This is a genomic window from Caloramator quimbayensis (assembly GCF_900167605.1).
Lineage (GTDB): Bacteria > Bacillota > Clostridia > Clostridiales > Caloramatoraceae > Caloramator_B > Caloramator_B quimbayensis.
Genome location: NZ_FUYH01000008.1, coordinates 52,409 through 71,492 on the forward strand (window position 1 = coordinate 52,409; position 19,084 = coordinate 71,492).

The 19,084-nt window shown below is 32.4% G+C and carries 20 protein-coding genes and 1 other annotated feature; of the genes, 16 read left to right on the forward strand and 4 right to left on the reverse strand.

What is annotated here, in order from left to right; all coding sequences use genetic code 11:
• Positions 1-36: 36 nt before the first annotated feature.
• A complete protein-coding gene (locus B5D15_RS06745) occupies positions 37-1,050 on the reverse strand; it encodes an SPL family radical SAM protein (protein WP_078696362.1) in 1,014 nt (337 codons plus the stop codon).
• A complete protein-coding gene (locus B5D15_RS06750) occupies positions 1,022-1,846 on the reverse strand; it encodes a 5'-methylthioadenosine/S-adenosylhomocysteine nucleosidase family protein (protein WP_078696363.1) in 825 nt (274 codons plus the stop codon). The genes B5D15_RS06745 and B5D15_RS06750 overlap by 29 nt, the downstream gene beginning before the upstream one ends.
• A gap of 397 nt (positions 1,847-2,243) precedes the next feature.
• On the opposite strand from B5D15_RS06750, the gene B5D15_RS06755 reads away from it, so the two are divergent.
• The 9 genes from B5D15_RS06755 to B5D15_RS06795 all read left to right on the forward strand — a co-directional run bounded on the left by B5D15_RS06755 (position 2,244) and on the right by B5D15_RS06795 (position 11,324).
• On the forward strand, positions 2,244-2,819 hold the full coding sequence (locus tag B5D15_RS06755) for a 4Fe-4S binding protein (RefSeq protein WP_078696364.1): 576 nt from the start codon (positions 2,244-2,246) through the stop codon (positions 2,817-2,819).
• 121 nt (positions 2,820-2,940) lie between these two features.
• Positions 2,941-4,632, forward strand: a complete 1,692-nt coding sequence (locus B5D15_RS06760) for a flavin monoamine oxidase family protein (RefSeq protein ID WP_078696365.1) — start codon at positions 2,941-2,943, stop codon at positions 4,630-4,632.
• 94 nt (positions 4,633-4,726) lie between these two features.
• Positions 4,727-5,028: a binding site (T-box leader), on the forward strand.
• Positions 5,029-5,144: 116 nt separating this feature from the next.
• Positions 5,145-5,387: a hypothetical protein gene (locus tag B5D15_RS06765; RefSeq protein WP_078696366.1), complete on the forward strand. Its 243-nt coding sequence runs from the start codon at positions 5,145-5,147 to the stop codon at positions 5,385-5,387.
• Positions 5,388-6,380, forward strand: a complete 993-nt coding sequence (gene ilvC / locus B5D15_RS06770) for a ketol-acid reductoisomerase (protein WP_078696367.1) — start codon at positions 5,388-5,390, stop codon at positions 6,378-6,380.
• 5 nt (positions 6,381-6,385) lie between these two features.
• Positions 6,386-8,041 carry a dihydroxy-acid dehydratase gene (gene ilvD, locus B5D15_RS06775; RefSeq protein ID WP_078696368.1) on the forward strand — a complete coding sequence of 552 codons (1,656 nt, stop codon included), beginning with the start codon at positions 6,386-6,388 and terminating at the stop codon, positions 8,039-8,041.
• A gap of 23 nt (positions 8,042-8,064) precedes the next feature.
• A complete protein-coding gene (ilvB, locus tag B5D15_RS06780) occupies positions 8,065-9,723 on the forward strand; it encodes a biosynthetic-type acetolactate synthase large subunit (RefSeq protein ID WP_078696369.1) in 1,659 nt (552 codons plus the stop codon).
• A gap of 97 nt (positions 9,724-9,820) precedes the next feature.
• A complete protein-coding gene (locus tag B5D15_RS06785; protein ID WP_179122219.1) occupies positions 9,821-10,186 on the forward strand; it encodes a YtxH domain-containing protein in 366 nt (121 codons plus the stop codon).
• Between the two features lie 11 nt (positions 10,187-10,197).
• Complete coding sequence (locus B5D15_RS06790; protein ID WP_078696371.1) at positions 10,198-10,548, forward strand: DUF948 domain-containing protein; 351 nt, start codon at positions 10,198-10,200, stop codon at positions 10,546-10,548.
• A gap of 179 nt (positions 10,549-10,727) precedes the next feature.
• A complete protein-coding gene (locus tag B5D15_RS06795) occupies positions 10,728-11,324 on the forward strand; it encodes a hypothetical protein (protein WP_078696372.1) in 597 nt (198 codons plus the stop codon).
• A 34-nt stretch (positions 11,325-11,358) separates the two neighbouring features.
• On the opposite strand, the gene B5D15_RS06800 is transcribed toward B5D15_RS06795, so the two are convergent.
• Both B5D15_RS06800 and B5D15_RS06805 read right to left on the reverse strand, forming a co-directional pair.
• Positions 11,359-11,874: a Gx transporter family protein gene (locus tag B5D15_RS06800; RefSeq protein ID WP_078696373.1), complete on the reverse strand. Its 516-nt coding sequence runs from the start codon at positions 11,872-11,874 to the stop codon at positions 11,359-11,361.
• Between the two features lie 11 nt (positions 11,875-11,885).
• Positions 11,886-12,266 carry a NusG domain II-containing protein gene (locus B5D15_RS06805; protein ID WP_242948710.1) on the reverse strand — a complete coding sequence of 127 codons (381 nt, stop codon included), beginning with the start codon at positions 12,264-12,266 and terminating at the stop codon, positions 11,886-11,888.
• A gap of 390 nt (positions 12,267-12,656) precedes the next feature.
• Here B5D15_RS06805 and B5D15_RS06810 point away from each other — a divergent pair, with 390 nt between their 5' ends.
• Genes B5D15_RS06810 through B5D15_RS06840 form a run of 7 tightly spaced genes read left to right on the forward strand, consistent with a single transcriptional unit; the run spans position 12,657 to position 19,007 of the window.
• Complete coding sequence (locus B5D15_RS06810; RefSeq protein WP_078696374.1) at positions 12,657-13,712, forward strand: FAD:protein FMN transferase; 1,056 nt, start codon at positions 12,657-12,659, stop codon at positions 13,710-13,712.
• A gap of 22 nt (positions 13,713-13,734) precedes the next feature.
• The gene (locus tag B5D15_RS06815) at positions 13,735-15,171 is read left to right on the forward strand and encodes a menaquinone biosynthesis decarboxylase (RefSeq protein WP_078696375.1); all 1,437 of its coding nucleotides are present in this window, start codon (positions 13,735-13,737) and stop codon (positions 15,169-15,171) included.
• Positions 15,161-16,021 carry a UbiA-like polyprenyltransferase gene (locus B5D15_RS06820; RefSeq protein WP_078696376.1) on the forward strand — a complete coding sequence of 287 codons (861 nt, stop codon included), beginning with the start codon at positions 15,161-15,163 and terminating at the stop codon, positions 16,019-16,021. Before B5D15_RS06815 ends, B5D15_RS06820 begins: the two co-directional genes overlap by 11 nt.
• A 4-nt stretch (positions 16,022-16,025) precedes the next feature.
• Positions 16,026-16,598, forward strand: coding sequence for a UbiX family flavin prenyltransferase (locus B5D15_RS06825; RefSeq protein WP_078696377.1), 573 nt, complete (start codon positions 16,026-16,028; stop codon positions 16,596-16,598).
• Between the two features lies 1 nt (position 16,599).
• Positions 16,600-17,529, forward strand: a complete 930-nt coding sequence (locus tag B5D15_RS06830) for an ABC transporter substrate-binding protein (RefSeq protein ID WP_078696378.1) — start codon at positions 16,600-16,602, stop codon at positions 17,527-17,529.
• A gap of 4 nt (positions 17,530-17,533) precedes the next feature.
• Positions 17,534-18,277, forward strand: a complete 744-nt coding sequence (locus tag B5D15_RS06835) for an ABC transporter ATP-binding protein (protein ID WP_078696379.1) — start codon at positions 17,534-17,536, stop codon at positions 18,275-18,277.
• Complete coding sequence (locus tag B5D15_RS06840; RefSeq protein ID WP_078696380.1) at positions 18,267-19,007, forward strand: ABC transporter permease; 741 nt, start codon at positions 18,267-18,269, stop codon at positions 19,005-19,007. Before B5D15_RS06835 ends, B5D15_RS06840 begins: the two co-directional genes overlap by 11 nt.
• The last annotated feature ends 77 nt before the right edge of the window (positions 19,008-19,084 follow it).

Here is a 19,084-nt window from a genome sequence, read left to right on the forward strand (position 1 = left end):
ATTCACCCCATATATATATCGAACTAAATCTAAATTTTATAAAGAAAATATTTTATTTCTATCTACATACTTAGTGAGGATTTTATAGTGTTTTTCCATAATTTTCTCTTGAAGATTATCAGGGTAGGATAAAACGTCATCCTTAAGGCTGTAATTTTCACAAAAAAGGAGGGAATCGAATCTTATTTTTTCTATCCTCTTAAAAAAATCCTTAGACATTCTGAAAAATCCGTAGCCTATATCTAAAATATCATCGGGGTTTATTTGAGAGAATAAATAATTATAAAAAGGCTCATAGAAAGAATCAACATCATCTCCTATAAAAATAGGGTCAAGGCATATTCGAACTTTAAAGCCTCGTGATATAGCAGCTTTTACTGCCTTTATTCTAACATCTAAAGATGGAGTGTGTTTTTCATACTTTTTTATTATTTCATGAGGGGATAGGGTAAAGGCTATAATAATGTTGTCTATGGGTTTATGTGTTTTATAAAAAATATCATTAGCGCTTTTAGTTCTGACCTCCACTAAAAGATTTGGCAAATCTTTAAAAAAATCGTAAAAGTAGTCCATATAAGGTATTATGCTGTGAAAGGCTATTAAATCAGTATCATAGGAGGCGGCAAGAAAAGCAGTTTCCTTTGAAACTGTATGTTTAATTTCTGATTTAAAATCTTCTATGTTTACAAAGGCAACAATATTAGAAGAGGGGTACATGCCCTGAAGATAGCAGTATTCGCAGTCAAAAATACAGTTTAGTAAAAATGAAGTGTAGTAAAAATTAGAATATCCAAAGTTTTGGCAAACATCAGGCCCCCTATATATAAAGGGCTTATTTTTTACAGCAAGTATTAGGGACTGGTTTTGTTTTTGAACAGAAAAATTTTGATTTAATCGGTTAAAAACGTCCTTATAGTGCTTTATAACAATAAAATTAGAAGCATTATATTTTTCTATTATATTCTTTGTTATAGGATAATTTAGAGCATCCTCTTCTATATAAATAGAATCAAAAAAATATTTATTTGAGTCTTTCGATAATCTGCTCAAAAACTCTCTTCCCTTCTTTTTTAATTTTAACTTCTATATTGCAGAACTCATTTAGTATGCTAAGAGGTTCTAAACCTTTAAGCTTTGATTTTCTGACCTCTTTAAAGAGCATTTTTTTCATCGCCTCTGTAAAGTTTAGTTTTTCACAGAGAATATTTACTGCTTTTTCTTCATCTTCAAAAGGATTTCTTAATGAATGATTCAGATTTTTAAGTTCATCTATTATTTCATCTATTGAGGTTAAATTTCTTTTTATATAACTTTTAAGGATTTCCTTATCTAAATCCTCTGGATTTAAAAAATCAGATATTATTTTTAATATTACGGTATTGTGAGCATATAAAAACTTTTGACTGGCCTCCATTATGCCCGATGATTCCATATCAATGAAAGTGTCATTATTATCAATATAATCTTCTTTAAACATAGGTTTTGATGAGCAGTATAATGTACCCTTTTTAATATTTTTTCCACAATATACGTCGGGATAATAATCCCTTCCTGTGTCCATATCTTTAACTTTGTTTATAATAATAGGCTCTCCGAGATTATATTTAAAGCTTGTCGCACCGCAAAATCCTATGTTTATAAGTATATCTTCTTTTTTACATTTAAAGGTTGATAAAATATATACAGCTGCCATAGCAGATTTTATTTTTCCAATGCCGCTAACTATAAGGGTTATATCATCATTTTTGTAAACCGGATAGTTATTTATATTCATGTCTTTTTTTAATTTGTAATGCTCGATTAAAGGAGCAGCTTCTAACATTAAAGCAGTTACTATAAACACCATAATATGGGTATTCCTCCAATCTCAGTTCTGCATATTGAAATTTTATCAGATAATACAAACAGAGTAAATATCGATACGGTAATGAAAATTTAATAAAAGTGTTTTATACTTATAGTAAGAAAGGATGTGAATGATATGAGACTTGAAGCATTAAATTATAAACGGAGAAAACGAAAGAGCTAAATCTTTATATATTAGCGAAGGGCTTAAACAGGTTGAGGGAGCAGTCTGCTACAGATATAATTTAAATTAAAATTGCAAGTAGTGTTATTTTATTTTAACCTGACTTTCTATGAAATTACATTTGCACGAATATACCCCTGTATGGTATAATTGTGACTGCGTTATGTGCACATTGTTGTGATTAAAAAATAATTATCGATATGGGGGTATAAGAATGAAAAAGAGATGGACAGATTTTTTATACTTAGTGACAATACTTTTTTTCGCACTTGGATTTTTTAATATTCTATTTGCATGGCTTGGATTTTTATGTATGATAATCCCTTTTGCTTTGTTATTAAAAAACAGAAAAAAAACTTGGTGCCAGGGGTACTGCCCAAGAGCAAGCCTTTTTAATTTTCTTTTTAAAGGCAGATCTTTAACTGGTAAAGCAGTACCAAGATGGTTGACACAAGGAAAATTTAAATTGATTTTCTTATTTTATTTTTGTATTAATTTAACAGTCTTGATTCTTTCGACAATAATGGTATTTAAAGGAAAGAACAGTGGAATGGAAAGAATCAGATTCATGATGATTTTCCAATTGCCATGGAAAATACCGCAGCTTATTAAAATTGAAGGTATTTCAAGATGGGCTGTGCATCTATCCTATAGAATTTATTCGATGATGTTTACAACAACTACTATAGGTTTGATTCTTGGATTTTTATTTAAGCCAAGAACATGGTGCACGATATGTCCAGTTAATACAATTTCAGATGTTATTCTTTATAAAAGAAGGGTGTCATAAACAGAATTCATCTTCTGTTTATGACACCCTTCTTAAATTTAAATGTTTTTGTTTGATAAATATTCATTAACCGTCCCTGTGTATCATATTTTTTATTAAAGATATTTAATGGGGATAGTGTATGAATAAAAATATTGTACCCTATCAGAGGGATAATCCTACAGATGAAGAAAGATTTTTGCAGTTAAAGTATCTTTTGAATCAGTCGGGAAGGGAAGAAGATTTTTGCAATATAATAGAATTGTTAAGTCCTCCAAAGAATATTGAAACTATTGTACCTAAAGGATGTGGAAATGGTGTTTCTGTTGCTGTAATTGGGGCAGGGCTTTCGGGACTTTGTACTGCCTATGAACTTAGAAAGATAGGATGCGATATTACTATATTTGAGGCTTCAAATAGAATAGGAGGCAGGGTTAATACAATATATTTCGATAGAGAAAAGCAGTATTTTGGTGAAGTTGGAGCAATGAGAATAGGAGTATCCCATGAGACAACATGGCATTATATAAATCATTTTAAGCTTAAAACAAGACCCTTCGCATCAAAAAATATAAATGGTCTATTTTATATAAGAGGAAGTTATGCAAGGAATGATTCACAGGGAAAAAGTGTTAAAGAAAATATATATCCAAAATATAATTTAACTGAAGAAGAGAGAAAAACTCCATGGCAAAAATTATCGGAAAAAATAGTAAACAAGTATTTGAATAGTCTTTCGCCAAAGATTAGACGAGAGTTTATTGAGATTAAAAAAAATTATTCAGAGCCTATTAAAAATATAGATAGTATAACCTTAAGAAAGGCATATGAAAATCTTAGATTGAGTCAGGATGCAATTTCTATGATAGGCTTTCTTTCAGCCTTTGAAGAGAGTTTTTTAAATATAGGTCTTACTGAAATACTTCAGGAGGCATATACTGCGGATTTTGGATTTACTTACTATATTGATGGAGGTATGATTAAACTTGCAGAAAAATTTTATATGGAATTGAATAATCAAAATATTGGCAGGGTAGCCTTTAGATTTAATAGTATTGTTGATGGAATATATAAAGATGACAGAGGAAAAATAATACTTGAAATTAGAGAAGGTTGTAAAAACAAATATTTTAAAGCCTTTGATGTAGTAATTTGTGCAATACCATTTTCAAGCCTTAGAAGAGTTACTGTAGTTCCACCCTTTAGCGTTTTAAAGTCTCAGGCAATAGCGGAACTAAACTATGGATATGCCCAAAAAACTCTGCTGTTTCTAAAAGAAAGGTTTTGGGAATATGGAGGGGAGGATAAAAGAATAGTTGGAGGAAGTTCCCTTACAGATTTAATTCCAATTTCGATATTCTATCCTTCAGATAATTCAGTACCTATTGAAGGAGTATATAATGGATGGACGTTTAAAGGTGTTTTGCCTTCAAAAAAGCCCGGCGTTCTGCTTGCATCCTACAATTGGGGAAACAATGCACTAAGGCTTGGAAATGAAAATTGCTGCCTTAGATTAGATGATGTAGTTGAAAGCGTTGAGAAGGTTCATAAACTTTATAGGGGGTATATTTATAGAAATCTTTTATCATGGCAGAGCATATCATGGGCAAATATTGAATATATATGGGGTGGAGGGTGCCTTCCCTTCTCTGGTCAGAAAACTTTATTCTCCTATGAAATTACAAGACCAGAGATGGATAACAGGGTATTCTTTGCAGGGGAGCATGTTTCGCAAAAACACGTTTGGATGCAGGGGGCTCTTCAAAGCGGTATGATAGCAGCAAATGAAGCTGCAAAATTCATTTGTAAAAATAATATAAGGCATAGTAAGTAAAACAATCTAAATAAATCAATATTTTTTTGAAAAATATTGACAAATAATTTCAAATGTCATATAATTCTAAAAAATAAATGTTTTATCAACATATAAAAAGGCTGAGATGGAGACAAAGATACCTTTAATTGAACTTCAGAGAGCTAACGTTTGGTGAAAGTTAGTGTTCAATGGGTATGTAATGATCACTCCGGAGCTGCCAAGTCGAAAGCTTTAATGTGAGTAGATGAGGACGGGAGCTACCGATATATAGCTATATGGTTATGATTGATTATTGCACTTTGCAATAAGATATTCCGACCTGATTTAACGAGGCGAATAAGTATATCTAATTTTAGGATATATTTATTCGTAAAGATGGGTGGTACCACGGAGGATAAGTCCTTCGTCCCAATGGATAGTTATATCCATGGGATGAAGGACTTTTTTATTGAGTTTGCAGCTGCTAAAGATAAATTATTCTCAGCATTACATAGTTGATTGAACATTGTATAAAAATGGGAGGGATATTTGTGTCAAAAACTTTCTATGTATCATTAATTCCAAGCATTGACCCCTTTTTAAGGATAGTTTCTGCTTTGAGGAAAAAGGGCTTTGACATCGAGAGTGTTAACTTTAAAGAGCTTGATTCACAAAGGGGAAGCCTTACTATTACTATTAATGAGAATATGAATCTTGGATTGTATGAAGCTATGCTTCAGGTTAAAAAAGTAGTTGGAGTATATGAAATAAAAGAATTAGAGGAGGAATGTTAAATGACAAAGATGTATTATAATCAGGATGCGGATTTAAAATTACTTGAGGGTAAAAGGGTTGCAATTTTAGGGTACGGGAGCCAAGGGCACGCCCATGCATTAAACCTTAAGGATAGCGGAGTTGACGTTGTTGTAGGTTTGTATGAAGGAAGTAAATCATGGGAAAAAGCTGAAAATGACGGGCTTAGAGTATTAAAGGTAAGCGATGCGGTAAAGGAAAGCGATGTAGTTATGATGTTAATTCCTGATACAAGCCAAAAGGAGGTTTACGAGAGAGATGTAAAACCTTTTCTTAAGGAAGGAAATGCTCTATGTTTTGCCCATGGATTTAATATTCATTTTAATCAGATAGTTCCTGATAACTGCGTGGATGTTTTTATGGTTGCTCCAAAGGGACCAGGGCATCTTGTAAGAAGGGTTTATCTCGAAGGAAAGGGAGTACCATCCCTGATTGCAGTATATCAGGATTACTCTAAAAAGGCTAAGGAACTTGCCCTTGCCTATGCAAAGGGCATTGGAGCTACGAGGGCAGGAGTAATTGAAACAACCTTCAAAGAAGAAACTGAAACGGATTTGTTTGGAGAGCAGGCTGTTCTTTGTGGTGGGGTTACAGAGCTTATAAAAGCAGGATTTGATACCCTCGTTGGAGCAGGCTATCAAAAGGAAATAGCATATTTTGAATGCCTTCATGAGATGAAGCTGATAGTTGATCTTTTATACGAAGGCGGATTTGAAAGGATGAGATACAGCGTCAGCGATACCGCAGAATATGGAGACTATATGGTTGGAAGAAGAATAATTAACGAAGATACAAGACATGAGATGAAGAAAGTTCTTGAAGAAATTCAAAATGGAGAGTTTGCGAGGGAATGGATTCTTGAGAACCAGATTAACAGGCCTGTTTTTAATGCAATGAAGAAAAGAGAGCTTGAACATCCTATAGTTGAAGTAGGAAAGAACTTAAGAAAAATGATGTCATGGATACAGGAGTGATTTAAATGAGAAGTGATGATGTAAAGTCAGGCTTAAGCAGGGCTCCACACAGATCTCTGCTTAAAGCTCTCGGTCTTACCGATGATGAAATAAATAAACCATTTATTGGAGTTGTAAATTCCTTTAATGAGCTTGTACCTGGTCATACTAATTTAAGAGAAATAGCTGAAGCTGTTAAAAAGGGAATAAGCATGGCAGGAGGAACTCCCTTTGAATTTTCAACAATAGCAGTTTGTGATGGAATCGCCATGAATCATGAAGGAATGAAATACTCCCTCGCAAGCAGGGAGCTTATAGCAGACAGCATTGAAACTATGGTTTTAGCCCATAGGCTCGATGGAATAGTTCTAATACCTAATTGTGATAAAGTTGTTCCGGGAATGCTTATGGCTGCTGCAAGGCTTAATATACCAGCAATAGTTGTAAGCGGAGGGGCGATGCTTTCTGGAAGATATGAAGGAAAAGATGTAGATTTAACTACAGTTTTTGAAGCCGTTGGAAAAGTTTCTGCAGGTACTAAAAGCCTTGATGAAATTAAGAATCTTGAAGATTGTGCATGTCCAACCTGCGGTTCATGTTCAGGTATGTTTACTGCAAATTCAATGAATTGTATGACGGAAGCTCTTGGGATGGCACTTTCAGGCAATGGAACAATACCGGCAGTTTTTTCAAATAGAAAGAGGCTTGCAAAGGAAACTGGAATAAAAATAATGGAACTTGTTAAGGAAAACATAACGCCTTCAATGATATTAACAAAAGAAGCCTTTGAAAATGCACTTGCAGTAGATATGGCACTTGGATGCTCAACCAATACAGTTCTTCATCTTACTGCTGTTGCAAAGGAACTTAACATAGATATAGACCTTGATAAAATAAATGAGATAAGCAGCAAAACTCCTAACCTTTGCAGGCTGAGTCCTGCAGGTCCATACCATATTCAGGATTTAAATGAAGCTGGAGGAATACCTGCGGTTATGAAGGAACTATCTAAAAAGAATCTTTTAAATCTTAATTGCATTACTGCTGCAAATGTTAAATTAGAAAAAGTTATTGAGAATGCCGAAAATAAAAATGAAAAAGTGATTGCACCGGTTGAAAAACCCTATAGTACAACCGGGGGGATAAAGATATTAAAGGGAAACCTTGCATTAGAGGGAGCGGTTGTTAAAAAGTCTGCTGTCGATGATGAGATGATGAAGGCTAAACTGAAGGCGAGGGTTTTTGATGGAGAGGAAAGCGCAACTCAGGCTATATTAAATGGATTAATAAATAAAGGCGAGGCTGTAGTTATAAGATATGAGGGCCCTAAGGGAGGCCCTGGAATGAGGGAAATGCTTACTCCAACATCAGCCCTTTCAGGTATGAATCTTGATAAGCATGTGGCTCTTATAACTGATGGAAGATTTTCAGGTGGAACAAGGGGGGCTGCAATAGGGCATGTATCCCCAGAAGCCTGTGAAGGAGGTATAATAGCCCTTGTTAAAGATGGGGATATTATTGAAATAGATATTGAAGAAGGGAAAATAGAACTTTTAGTAGATGAAAAAGAACTAAAAGAGCGTAAAAAGAATTTTACTCCAAAATATAAAGAGTACGGTGGATACATTGGGAGATATATGAGGATGGTAACATCAGCTTCCCAAGGAGCAGTATGTAAATAATAGACTTAAATGGAGGTGCAGTAATGTATTTAACAGGAGCTCAAATCGTTTTAGAATGTTTAAAAGAACATAAGGTAGATGTACTGTTTGGATATCCTGGAGGTGCAGTTATTCCTTTATATGATGCACTTTATGATGAAAGAAATAATTTTAAGCACATAAGAACTGCCCATGAGCAGGGAGCTGTTCATGGAGCTGATGGTTATGCGAGAAGTACAGGAAAGGTAGGAGTTTGTATTGCAACATCAGGTCCGGGGGCTACCAATACTATAACTGGAATTGCAACAGCATATATGGATTCAACTCCTCTAATAGTTATAACGGGCCAGGTCCCAAGCAATTTATTAGGAAGAGATTCATTTCAGGAGATTGATATAACGGGAGTTACTATTCCAATTACTAAGAATAACTACCTTGTAAAAAACATTGAATTACTTGCACCGACTCTCAGGGAAGCTTTTAAAGTTGCTGTGAGCAAAAGACCTGGACCAGTTTTGATTGATATAACAAAGGATGTGTTTTTGAGCAAAACTGAATATATAAAATCTGATTGTGAAAATGAAGATTATGAGGCTGATTTTATTAATGAGGAGGCAATTAAAAGTGCGGCAAAGCTTATAAATGATTCAAAAAGGCCGGTTATATATGCCGGTGGGGGAGTAAAAATCGCAAAAGCAGCTCAAATTCTTCAAAACATTGCTAAAAAGGCATGTATACCGGTTGTAAATACTCTTATGGGGCTTGGAACTATATCAAGAGATGATTATTTATCCTTAGGGCTTGTAGGTATGCATGGATTTAGAGAGGCTAACCTTACTGTTTGCAATTCGGATCTTTTAATAGCTATAGGGGCAAGATTTAGTGACAGGGTTATAGGTAAAAACGATTCCTTTGCTAGAAAGGCAAAAATAATTCACATAGATATAGATGAAAGCGAATTCGGTAAGAATATAAAACCAGATATATCTATAATGGGTAATTTAAAGAGAAGCCTTGAAAAGCTTTATTCTCTTATAGAGGAAAGGGATAGAAAAAAGTATATTGAAGAAATAAAAGGATATGGGGTATTAAATAATAAAGATGAAGACGGTTTTACATCTGAAAATATTATAAAGGCTTTAAATAATAAGTTTAAGGATAACTGCTTTATTGCAACTGATGTTGGACAGCATCAGATGTGGACTGCGCAGCATTATAAGTTTAATAATGAAAGGGGATTTATAACATCAGGCGGTCTTGGAACTATGGGGTTTGGCTTAGGGGCAGCGATAGGATGTAAAGTGGGAAATCCAAGTAGCGACGTGATTTTAATAACCGGTGATGGAAGTTTTAGAATGAACTGCAACGAACTTGCTACTGTATCTAAATATAATATACCTATTCTTATAGTTCTTATGAATAACAAAACCCTTGGAATGGTAAGACAGTGGCAGAGAATGTTCAGCAATAAAAGATACAGTGAAACGGATATTACTGAGGATGTTGATTATATAAAACTTGTTAACGCTTATAATATTGAAGGGTATAGAGTCTGTACATTATATGAGCTTAAAAACAGAATAAATCAAATAGAAAAGTTGACAAAACCTTTGTTTATTCAATGCGATATTGAAAAGGACGAGAGTGTATATCCAATAGTCCCCCCAGGTATGCCTATAGAAAATATGCTTTTTGAAGGATAAAATTACTAATTGTTAATTTTTAATAGTAATTATGTAAAAATATTGAAAAGTATGTAATTAGATATTATAATTAAGCATAAGAAAGGGGATGATTTTGTTGAAAAATGTAAAATTTGAATTAGATTTAAAGGGAAAGAAGGCAAAGAAGAACCTTAAAAAGGGACTTGCAGTTGGAACAGCAATAGGTGCTGCAATTGGTACATTAGGAGGAATACTTTTAGCTCCAAAGCCAGGCAAGGAAACAAGAGAACAGATAAAGGATAGCGCTGTTGATATGTCAAAGAAGGTTGCTGATAACGTTAAAGATATTACAAAGAAAACCGGAGAAGCTGTAAAGGATAAATTCAATAAGTGTTGTAAAAACAAAGAAGAAAAAGCAGTAGATATAGAAAATCAGGAAATAGAAAATGAAAAGGAAAAGGATGAAGAAGAGAATAACTTAGAAGAAAATACTAATGAATAAGGAGTAATGCCATGGAGATAAAAATAACTTTAGAGGGCTTTATCCTTTTCATTGCAACAGTTGCGATTATTCTGATTACTATTTATCTTGTTAAAACGCTCATAAACCTCAATAAACTTTTGAAAAATGCAAACAGTTTTTTAGAGGAAAACAAAAAGAATTTAGATGAAACTTTAAAAAATGTTAATGCTGTTACGTCTTCAGCAAAGGATAAAATTGAATATATAGATAAATTTTTTAAATCCGATGAAGAGGCAGCAACAAGCGATTTTTCAAACATAGTTTCAACGGTTCAAACGGTTGTTGATTTGTTTGAGCAGATAAAAGACCTTTTCCCAAAAAAGAAAAGGTTTAGAAGGTAATATTCTGGGAGCAGTTGTTTAAAATTTTCCTACTGCTCCCTTTATATATCTTTAATATATTTTTATTTTTCCTCTATATAGAATCTTATGAATATTTATGATACTATGAGTTTGAAATATATTTATTTCTATTAATTAAGCTTAAAAAAATTAGTTGTTTAATACGATGGGAGGATTGAATGGTTTTGATTGATTTATGTAAAAGCAAGATAAAGATAAATACTTTTAAAAATAAATCTTTTAATAAGTATATAGTAGAGTATCCTAAAAAAAATTGCATGCCTGTAGATATGAGCATGAATTTATTAAAAAATGTTATTAATGAAAGCGATGTTATTATTCAGATTGATTCAAATTTAACTTTTTTAAATGAGAATGATACAAAGGATAAAATAAAAAAATTAAGAAATATTTTAGCAAATAAAGATATAAACGCTAAATACAGGGCTTCTAAATGTGAAGAAAAAAATAGTTTTGCAGGAATAGTATTAGGGAAAAAATATGTATTACGAGAAGAACTTATCTTCAGACTTTATAAAGGCATTGATGATGAAGAACTATTAAAAATAATATTAAATATTGGATGCTTTGTATATGTGCCGATGATTGAAATTGAAAATAATGAAATTTTAGATAAGATACTTAATGGATATTTTGAGGACAATGATGAAAAGTTCCTATCTTTCAAGGTTGTAATGTACATAAATTCTTACGTTGATAGAGCTTCAATTGAAACAAAAATATTAGATATAGAAGAAATTAAGAAATACATATAAAAAGAGCTCTTTATATTTTAGTAACATTGTACGATTAATTTATTTTAGTGAACTGTAATTTTTTAAGATGAACTAATAAAAACTTAGATGTTATTCCAACAAAAATACCAGTTCCGATACCTGCTATCATAAGAACTGGAAGGTATGCAATAATTCTTATGTTTTGAACGGTAATTGAGGCTACTAAAATTTGACCAATGTTATGAAATACAGAGCCCATAACGCTTACACCTATAATACTTACATTTTCTTTTCCAAACTTTTTTAAAATAAACATTACTAAAAGGCTTAAAATACCTCCGGATAAACTGAAAAAAAAGCTTGAAAGGGAGCCGACTAAAAGCGTTGAAAGTATAATTCTTAGTATAACGACAAGGAATGTATCAGCAAGGCTTAAAGAATATAGTGAAACAACAGTAATAATATTTGCAAGACCAAGCTTTGCACCTGGGGTTATAAAGGGAACGGGTATCATTGTTTCAACTATATAAAGTACTAAGGCTTGCGCAACGAGTATTGATATAAATATCATATTCTGTGTTTTTTTCATTTAAATCCTCCTTAATATGCAATATCATCTGTTTCGGATTTTCCTTCTCCCTTTATCTCCACAACAACTTTATGCGGAAGACATACAATGGTTTGACCTACTTTATCAATAGTTCCAGATCTAACACAAACTTTATCGTGACAATCGGCATCTGCCATGTTTATTTTCCCTTTTGATATATGGATTATATTTTTGCCAAGTTTAGTTTCAATTGGAATCGTCATATCCTCCATATTTTCTGTAAGAGGAATTTTTTTATATAAAACACCTTCAACATATATCTCTGCATATCTATTTTCATATTTCTTGTTTGAAGATAAAAAGAACCATGCAGCAGATACTATAGATATAAGAATAAATGATAGAATAATTATTATATCAAATTTTTTCATTATATATTGCCTCTCTTTTATTGTTAAAATTAAATCCAATTTATATTTTAAATAATAATTTCATAATTGTCTATATAGCTCGACATTTGAAATTCCATGAATTTTAATGAAATAAATGAACAAAATGTACATAATTCGATGCTAATTGATAATATATTGACGATGATTTTGTTTGAATGTTAAAATATAAACAAAAAAGCAAAAATAAGATTTAACATTTAATATGTGTATTTTAGACATAGTATTTACCTTTAAAGCTATTTATTTTACATAAAGAGTTAACTATAAAGAATAATTTGCAAATTAATTGTTTATAATACGGCTTTAGAGAAATCTCTAAAGCCTTTATAATAGTATTAGCAATAAAAAATATATTTTATGGAGGATATTATGAGATACAATAAAAAAAAGTTTTTTATTAAATTTATTATCTCAATTATTATTTTATCTTTATTTTTTTCAGGATGCGGCAAAAAAGTTAAGGTTCTAAATGAGCCAATTGAAAAAACTGATTTTGTTCTTGGAACAGTCTGCACAGTTAAGATTTATGATGAAGCGCCATCTAATTTACTTGATAAGGTTTTTGATAGGCTCAAAGAAATTGAAAACAGAATGACTATAAATGCAGAGGGAAGCGAAGTTGATGAAATTAATGAAAAATCTGGAATTGAACCTGTCAAAGTAACAGATGATGTTTATTATGTTATAAAAACTGGTAAAGAATTTGGAAAGATTTCAGGTGGACGTTTTGATATAACTATAGGTCCTATAGTAAAGCTTTGGAATATTGGGACTGATTATGCGAGGGTTCCTTCTCCTGATGAAATAAAGGAAAAATTACCATTAGTAAACTATGAAGATATAGTCCTTGATGATAAAAACAAGACAGTATTTCTTAAAAGGAAAGGAATGATAATAGACCTTGGAGGCATAGCTAAAGGATATGCTGCTGATGAGGTTTATAGAATTTTAAAAGAAAACAATGTTGAGCATGCAATTATAAACCTTGGTGGGAATGTATTTGCAATGGGAGTAAATCCAAAGGAAAATAGAAATTGGAATATAGGCGTCCAAGACCCTTTTAGTGAAAGAGGAGATTATATAGGGATTTTAAGTATATCAGATAAAACTGTTGTATCCTCGGGAATTTATGAAAGATATTTTATACAGGATGGAAAGAGATATCACCATATTCTTGATACTAAAAGCGGCTATCCTGTTGATAATAACCTTGCAGGAACTACTATTGTTGCGGATAAATCCATAAATGGAGATGGCTTATCAACGACTATTTTTGCAGCTGGAGTTGAAGATGGACTTAAAATTGCAGAAAGTTTAAAAGGAGTTGAAGCTATTTTTATTACTAAAAATCGTGAAGTGTATATTACACCTAAACTTAAAAGTATCTTTAAAATAACAAATCCTAATTTTAAGCTTATGAATTAGATAATGAAAGGTTTTGATATTTATGGCTTACAATGATATTCAGGATTTTATGAATGTACTTGATAGTAATGGGTTGCTTAAAAAAATTAAAATTGAAGTAGACAGTGAACTTGAAATAACTGAAATAACTGACAGAGTTTCAAAAAAAAATGGTCCTGCTCTTTTGTTTGAAAAAGTAAGGGGTTCAAAGTACCCAGTTTTAATTAATGCTTTTGGAAGTTTTGAAAGGTTAAATCTTGCCCTTGAAGTAAATAAATTAGATGATATTTCAGATGTAATAGTAGATTTAATGAATGTTTCAAACTACATAGGGCTGATAGATAAGATAAAATCCATTCCAAAGCTTGCAAGGCTTGTGAGGGTATTTCCTAAAAAAGTCGATAGGGCACCGTGTCAGGAGATTTTTGAGGAAGCAGACCTTTCAACCCTTCCAATTTTAAAATGCTGGCCATTGGATGGAGGAAGATTTATTACATTGCCCCTTGTAATTACAAAGGATCCTGAAACTGGCCTTCAAAACATGGGTATGTACAGGCTTCAGGTATACGACAAAAATACTACAGGAATGCACTGGCATCTTCATAAGGATGGTAGGGAAATATACGAAAAGTATAAAAAAATTGGAGGAAGGATGCCTGTATCGGTTGCATTAGGGTGTGATCCAGCAACTATTTATTCAGCAACAGCACCTCTTCCAAAGGAAATAGATGAGATGATTTTTTCGGGATTCTTAAGGAAATCTCCTCTTGAAATAGTAAAGTGTAAAACAAATGATATTTTTGTTCCAGCAAATGCAGAATTTATACTTGAGGGATATGTTGATGTTGATGAGCTTCGCGAAGAGGGTCCATTTGGAGATCATACGGGTTATTATTCGTTAAAGGATATGTATCCAGTATTTCATGTTGAATGTATAACAAGAAAAAAGAATCCTATATATCCTGCAACAGTAGTTGGAAAACCTCCAATGGAGGATTGTTATCTCGGAAAAGCAACTGAAAGAATATTTCTTCCGCTTCTTAAGATAATGTGTCCTGAAATCATAGATATTAATTTCCCAATTGAGGGAGTATTTCATAACTGCGTTATTGTTTCAATTAAAAAAAGATATCCAGGGCATGCAAAAAAAGTAATGCACTCTCTCTGGGGAATGGGACAGATGATGTATACAAAGATGATTATTGTAGTGGATGAAAATATTAATCCTCATGACTTATCTACTGTTGCATGGAAAGTTTTTAACAATATTGATGCTGCAAGGGATGTGGTTATCGTAGAAGGGCCTCTCGATGCCCTCGACCATGCATCGCCCATGCCACATTACGGCCATAAGATGGGAATAGATGCAACAAAAAAATGGACAAGTGAAGGACATTTAAGAGAATGGCCTGATGATATTGAGATGACAAAGGAAATAAAGTCCCTTGTTGATAGGAGGTGGAGGGAATATGGTTTTTAAAAAGCTGAAAACATATTCTGAACTTGTTATGTTTTCTCATACTTTATTTTCTCTTCCCTTTGCAGCTATATCTATGATGTGGGCTGCTAAAGGACTTCCTTCGATGAAGGTAATACTTTGGATATTAGTTGCATTTGTAGGTGCAAGAACAGGTGCTAATGCATTAAATCGCTTAATAGATAAGGATATAGATGCAAAAAATCCAAGAACTGCTAAAAGACATCTGCCTAAAGGAATTGTAAAAAACTATGAAGTTGTAATACTTTCAATTATAAGTTTTTCACTCATGGCTCTTGCAGCATTTAAATTAAATCCTCTTTGTGTAAAGCTTTTGCCTCTTGCTATAATTATTTTTATAGTTTATTCCTATACAAAAAGGTTCACATATCTTTGCCATATAATACTTGGAATTGCGTGTGGAGGTGCACCAGTTGGGGCTTGGATTGCAGTAACTGGTGAAATAGGGTGGCCTTCTCTTGTACTTGGTGCTGTTGTAATGCTATGGGTTGCGGGGTTTGATATTATATATGGTTCACAGGATTATGATTTTGATAAAAAGGAAGGGCTCTATTCAATACCTGTTAGGTTTGGAATTAAAAATGCTCTTCAAATTTCCACTATTTTTCATATTATAGCAATATTACTTCTTATATATTTGTATTTTATAATGAACATGGGTTTTCTATACCTATCAGGAGTCGTAATAGATGCAATACTTTTATACATAGAACATCGAATAGTTTCACCAGACAATCTTTCAAATGTTAAGATTGCTTCGTACAGCATTAATGAAGTTGTGAGCGTAGTTCTTTTTTTATTTACAGCTGCAGATATATTACTTTTGAGGTGATAGTGTGAAAAAATACATAGTTGGAATTACTGGTGCAAGTGGCAGCATTTATGGAATACGTGCTGCTGAAGAATTACTAAAACAAAATAATGAGGTTTATCTGACGATAACTGATAACGGAAAAAAGGTAATGAGTTATGAAACAGGATATGAAGTTGGTGATATTATAGAGAAACTTAAGAATATAGGAAAAATTAATTTATGCAATAATAACGATTTATTCGAGCCGATTGCAAGCGGTTCTTTTAAAGTTGAAGGGATGGTTGTTGCACCATGTTCTATGTCAGCGGCAGGCAGAATGGCTAATGGAATCTCTTTAAATTTGCTTGACAGAGCAGCTGATGTATGTATTAAAGAAAAAAGAAAACTTATACTTGTTCCAAGGGAAGCACCATTAAGCAATATTCATTTGGAAAATATGCTGAAGTTAAGTAAAAGCGGAGCTGTAATACTTCCTGCATCTCCTGGATTTTATATAAAACCACAAAGCGTTGATGATATGATTAATTTTATTGTATCGAGGATACTTGATAGCTTAAATATTGAAAATAATTTATGTAAAAAATGGGGGGCTTAATATGAAAAAAATTTTATCTTTAGTATTAGCATTTATTCTAACTGTTTCACTTTCATCCTGCAGTTTTGGAAAGAAAACAATGCAGGAGTTGACCATTGGTGTTCTGCCTGATGTAGATTCAATACCTCTTATAATAGCACAGCAGCAGGGGTATTTTGAAAAAGAAGGAATTAAGGTTAACGTTCAGCACTTTAAAAGTGCAAAGGACAGGGATAGTGCTTTTCAAGCGGGAAAGCTCGATGGGGCTGTATCCGATGTACTTGCAGCTGCCTTTGCAAAGGAGGGGGGCTTTGATGTTAAGATAACATCTATGACAAACGGAAGTTATAAGCTCCTAATAAATAAAAACTTAGGAATCTCTAAAATTGAAGATTTAAAAGGAAAGAGTATTGCTATTTCAAAGAATACTATAATTGAGTATTCTTGCGATATGATGCTAAAGGAAGCTAATGTTTCTTCAGAAGATGTTAAAAAGATTGTAGTACCTCAAATTCCAGTAAGGCTTGAAATGCTCCAAAACGGTAAAATAGATTCAGCAGTGCTTCCAGATCCTCTGTCAACTGTTGCAGTTAAGAACGGGGCAGTTCTTTTAAATAGTACTGATAAACTAAATATTAACCCTGGCGTACTCATATTTAATACAAATTCAATAAAGTCAAAAGAAAAGGAGATAAAGGCTTTCTATGCTGCTTATAATAAAGCAGTAGAATTTTTTCAAAAACAGCCTGTTGAAAGCTATATAGATGTTTTAATTAAGGAAGCTGGATTCCCTGAAGATGTAAAGGGCTCAATTATCCTTCCTAAATATACAAAAGCTTCACTTCCATCAGAAAAGGATGTTGAGGATGTTATAAGATGGCTTAAGGAAAAGCAACTGATTAAAAATGAATACAAATTCAATGAATTAGTTGATGGTAATTTTGTGAGGTAGTTATATGATTAAAATTGAAAGCCTTACAGTCAAATATGGAAGTTTTACAGCTCTTTCTAATATAAATTTAGAGATTGGTGATGATGAAATATATGCAGTATTAGGACCTTCAGGGTGTGGAAAGACAACTCTTATTTATGCTCTTTCTATGATAATAAAAGAATTTGAAGGTAGAGTTCTAATAAACGATAAGCCTATAAAAAACAGCGATGTAAGGATTGGGACAGTTCTGCAAAATTATGGTCTTCTTCCATGGAAGAATGTATATGAGAATGCTCTTCTTGGTATTGAAATTAAAGACAAAGAGAAAGCAGACAAACTTTATTCTGAGTATATAATAAAGGAACTTGGATTAGAGGATTTAAAATATAAATATCCAAATAGTTTAAGCGGTGGGCAGATGCAGAGAGTAGCACTTGCCCGCTCATTTATTTTAAAACCTCAGATACTTCTTATGGATGAACCCTTTTCAGCATTAGATGCTATAACAAGAGAAAAAATGCAGGAACTTTTTTTAAATATATGGATGAATAATAAAGTATCTACTGTTTTTGTAACTCATAGCATAGAAGAGGCTATCTGTATAGGCAAAAAGATAGTAATACTTTCAAAAAGTCCTGGAAGGATATTGAAAATTATTAATAATCCATTGTTTGGACTTAAAGAACCAAGGCTCTCAAGTGATTTTTACAATTTATCTTTGGAGATAAGAAAATTTATAAAAGAGGGATGGTCTATTGAAAAATGAAAAGAGATATAAAAAAAATATATACGCAATCTTAGTGATTTTACTGTTTTGGCAAATAATATCTTCAGTATTGAATAAGCCTATAATACCTCAGCCGAGTATAGTGTTGCTGTATATGATAAAATCTTTTTTTTCGATAATTTTTGTTCATCTATTATTCAGTTTTGGAAGGATTGTGTTTGGTGTATTTATATCAATAGTTATAGGCATTACTTTAGGCATAATAATGGGATATAATAATCGCTATGATGATATTCTATCACCTATTATATATTTTATATACCCAATTCCTAAAGTTGCTCTTTTGCCGGTTGTAATGCTCTTTTTTGGACTTGGGGAGTTGTCAAAGATTATTATGATAATACTTATAGTGGTTTTTCAGGTTATTGTAGCAGCAAGGGATGCAGTAAAAAATATTCCAAAGGAAACCTATTATTCACTTTATACCCTTGGTGCATCAAAATATGATATTTTAAAAAACGTTCTATTTCCGGCAGCACTTCCTGATATATTAACATCGATTAGAGTTAGTACTGGTACAGCAGTTTCAGTATTGTTTTTTATTGAAACCTATGGAACAGAATATGGTATGGGATATTTTATAATGGATTCCTGGATGAGAGTTAATTATGTAGAAATGTATTCAGGGATAATTATAATGGGTATATTAGGCTTTTTATTATTTCTAATGATAGATTTTTTTGAAAAGCGCTTTTGCGTGTGGAAATAGATACTTTAAGGTTTAAATTTTAACGCATGATTATAAATACTTTAGCTTATAGTCATGCGTTTTATATTTATTCAAAA

Excerpts from the sequence above, each read along its gene's own strand:
- B5D15_RS06750 (WP_078696363.1), bottom strand. The coding sequence starts at position 1,846 with ATGGTGTTTATAGTAACTGCTTTAATGTTAGAAGCTGCTCCTTTAATC.
- B5D15_RS06755 (WP_078696364.1), top strand. The coding sequence starts at position 2,244 with ATGAAAAAGAGATGGACAGATTTTTTATACTTAGTGACAATACTTTTT.
- B5D15_RS06760 (WP_078696365.1), top strand. The coding sequence starts at position 2,941 with ATGAATAAAAATATTGTACCCTATCAGAGGGATAATCCTACAGATGAA.
- ilvC (WP_078696367.1), top strand. The coding sequence starts at position 5,388 with ATGACAAAGATGTATTATAATCAGGATGCGGATTTAAAATTACTTGAG.
- ilvD (WP_078696368.1), top strand. The coding sequence starts at position 6,386 with ATGAGAAGTGATGATGTAAAGTCAGGCTTAAGCAGGGCTCCACACAGA.
- ilvB (WP_078696369.1), top strand. The coding sequence starts at position 8,065 with ATGTATTTAACAGGAGCTCAAATCGTTTTAGAATGTTTAAAAGAACAT.
- B5D15_RS06790 (WP_078696371.1), top strand. The coding sequence starts at position 10,198 with ATGGAGATAAAAATAACTTTAGAGGGCTTTATCCTTTTCATTGCAACA.
- B5D15_RS06795 (WP_078696372.1), top strand. The coding sequence starts at position 10,728 with ATGGTTTTGATTGATTTATGTAAAAGCAAGATAAAGATAAATACTTTT.
- B5D15_RS06800 (WP_078696373.1), bottom strand. The coding sequence starts at position 11,874 with ATGAAAAAAACACAGAATATGATATTTATATCAATACTCGTTGCGCAA.
- B5D15_RS06805 (WP_242948710.1), bottom strand. The coding sequence starts at position 12,266 with ATGAAAAAATTTGATATAATAATTATTCTATCATTTATTCTTATATCT.
- B5D15_RS06810 (WP_078696374.1), top strand. The coding sequence starts at position 12,657 with ATGAGATACAATAAAAAAAAGTTTTTTATTAAATTTATTATCTCAATT.
- B5D15_RS06815 (WP_078696375.1), top strand. The coding sequence starts at position 13,735 with ATGGCTTACAATGATATTCAGGATTTTATGAATGTACTTGATAGTAAT.
- B5D15_RS06820 (WP_078696376.1), top strand. The coding sequence starts at position 15,161 with ATGGTTTTTAAAAAGCTGAAAACATATTCTGAACTTGTTATGTTTTCT.
- B5D15_RS06830 (WP_078696378.1), top strand. The coding sequence starts at position 16,600 with ATGAAAAAAATTTTATCTTTAGTATTAGCATTTATTCTAACTGTTTCA.
- B5D15_RS06835 (WP_078696379.1), top strand. The coding sequence starts at position 17,534 with ATGATTAAAATTGAAAGCCTTACAGTCAAATATGGAAGTTTTACAGCT.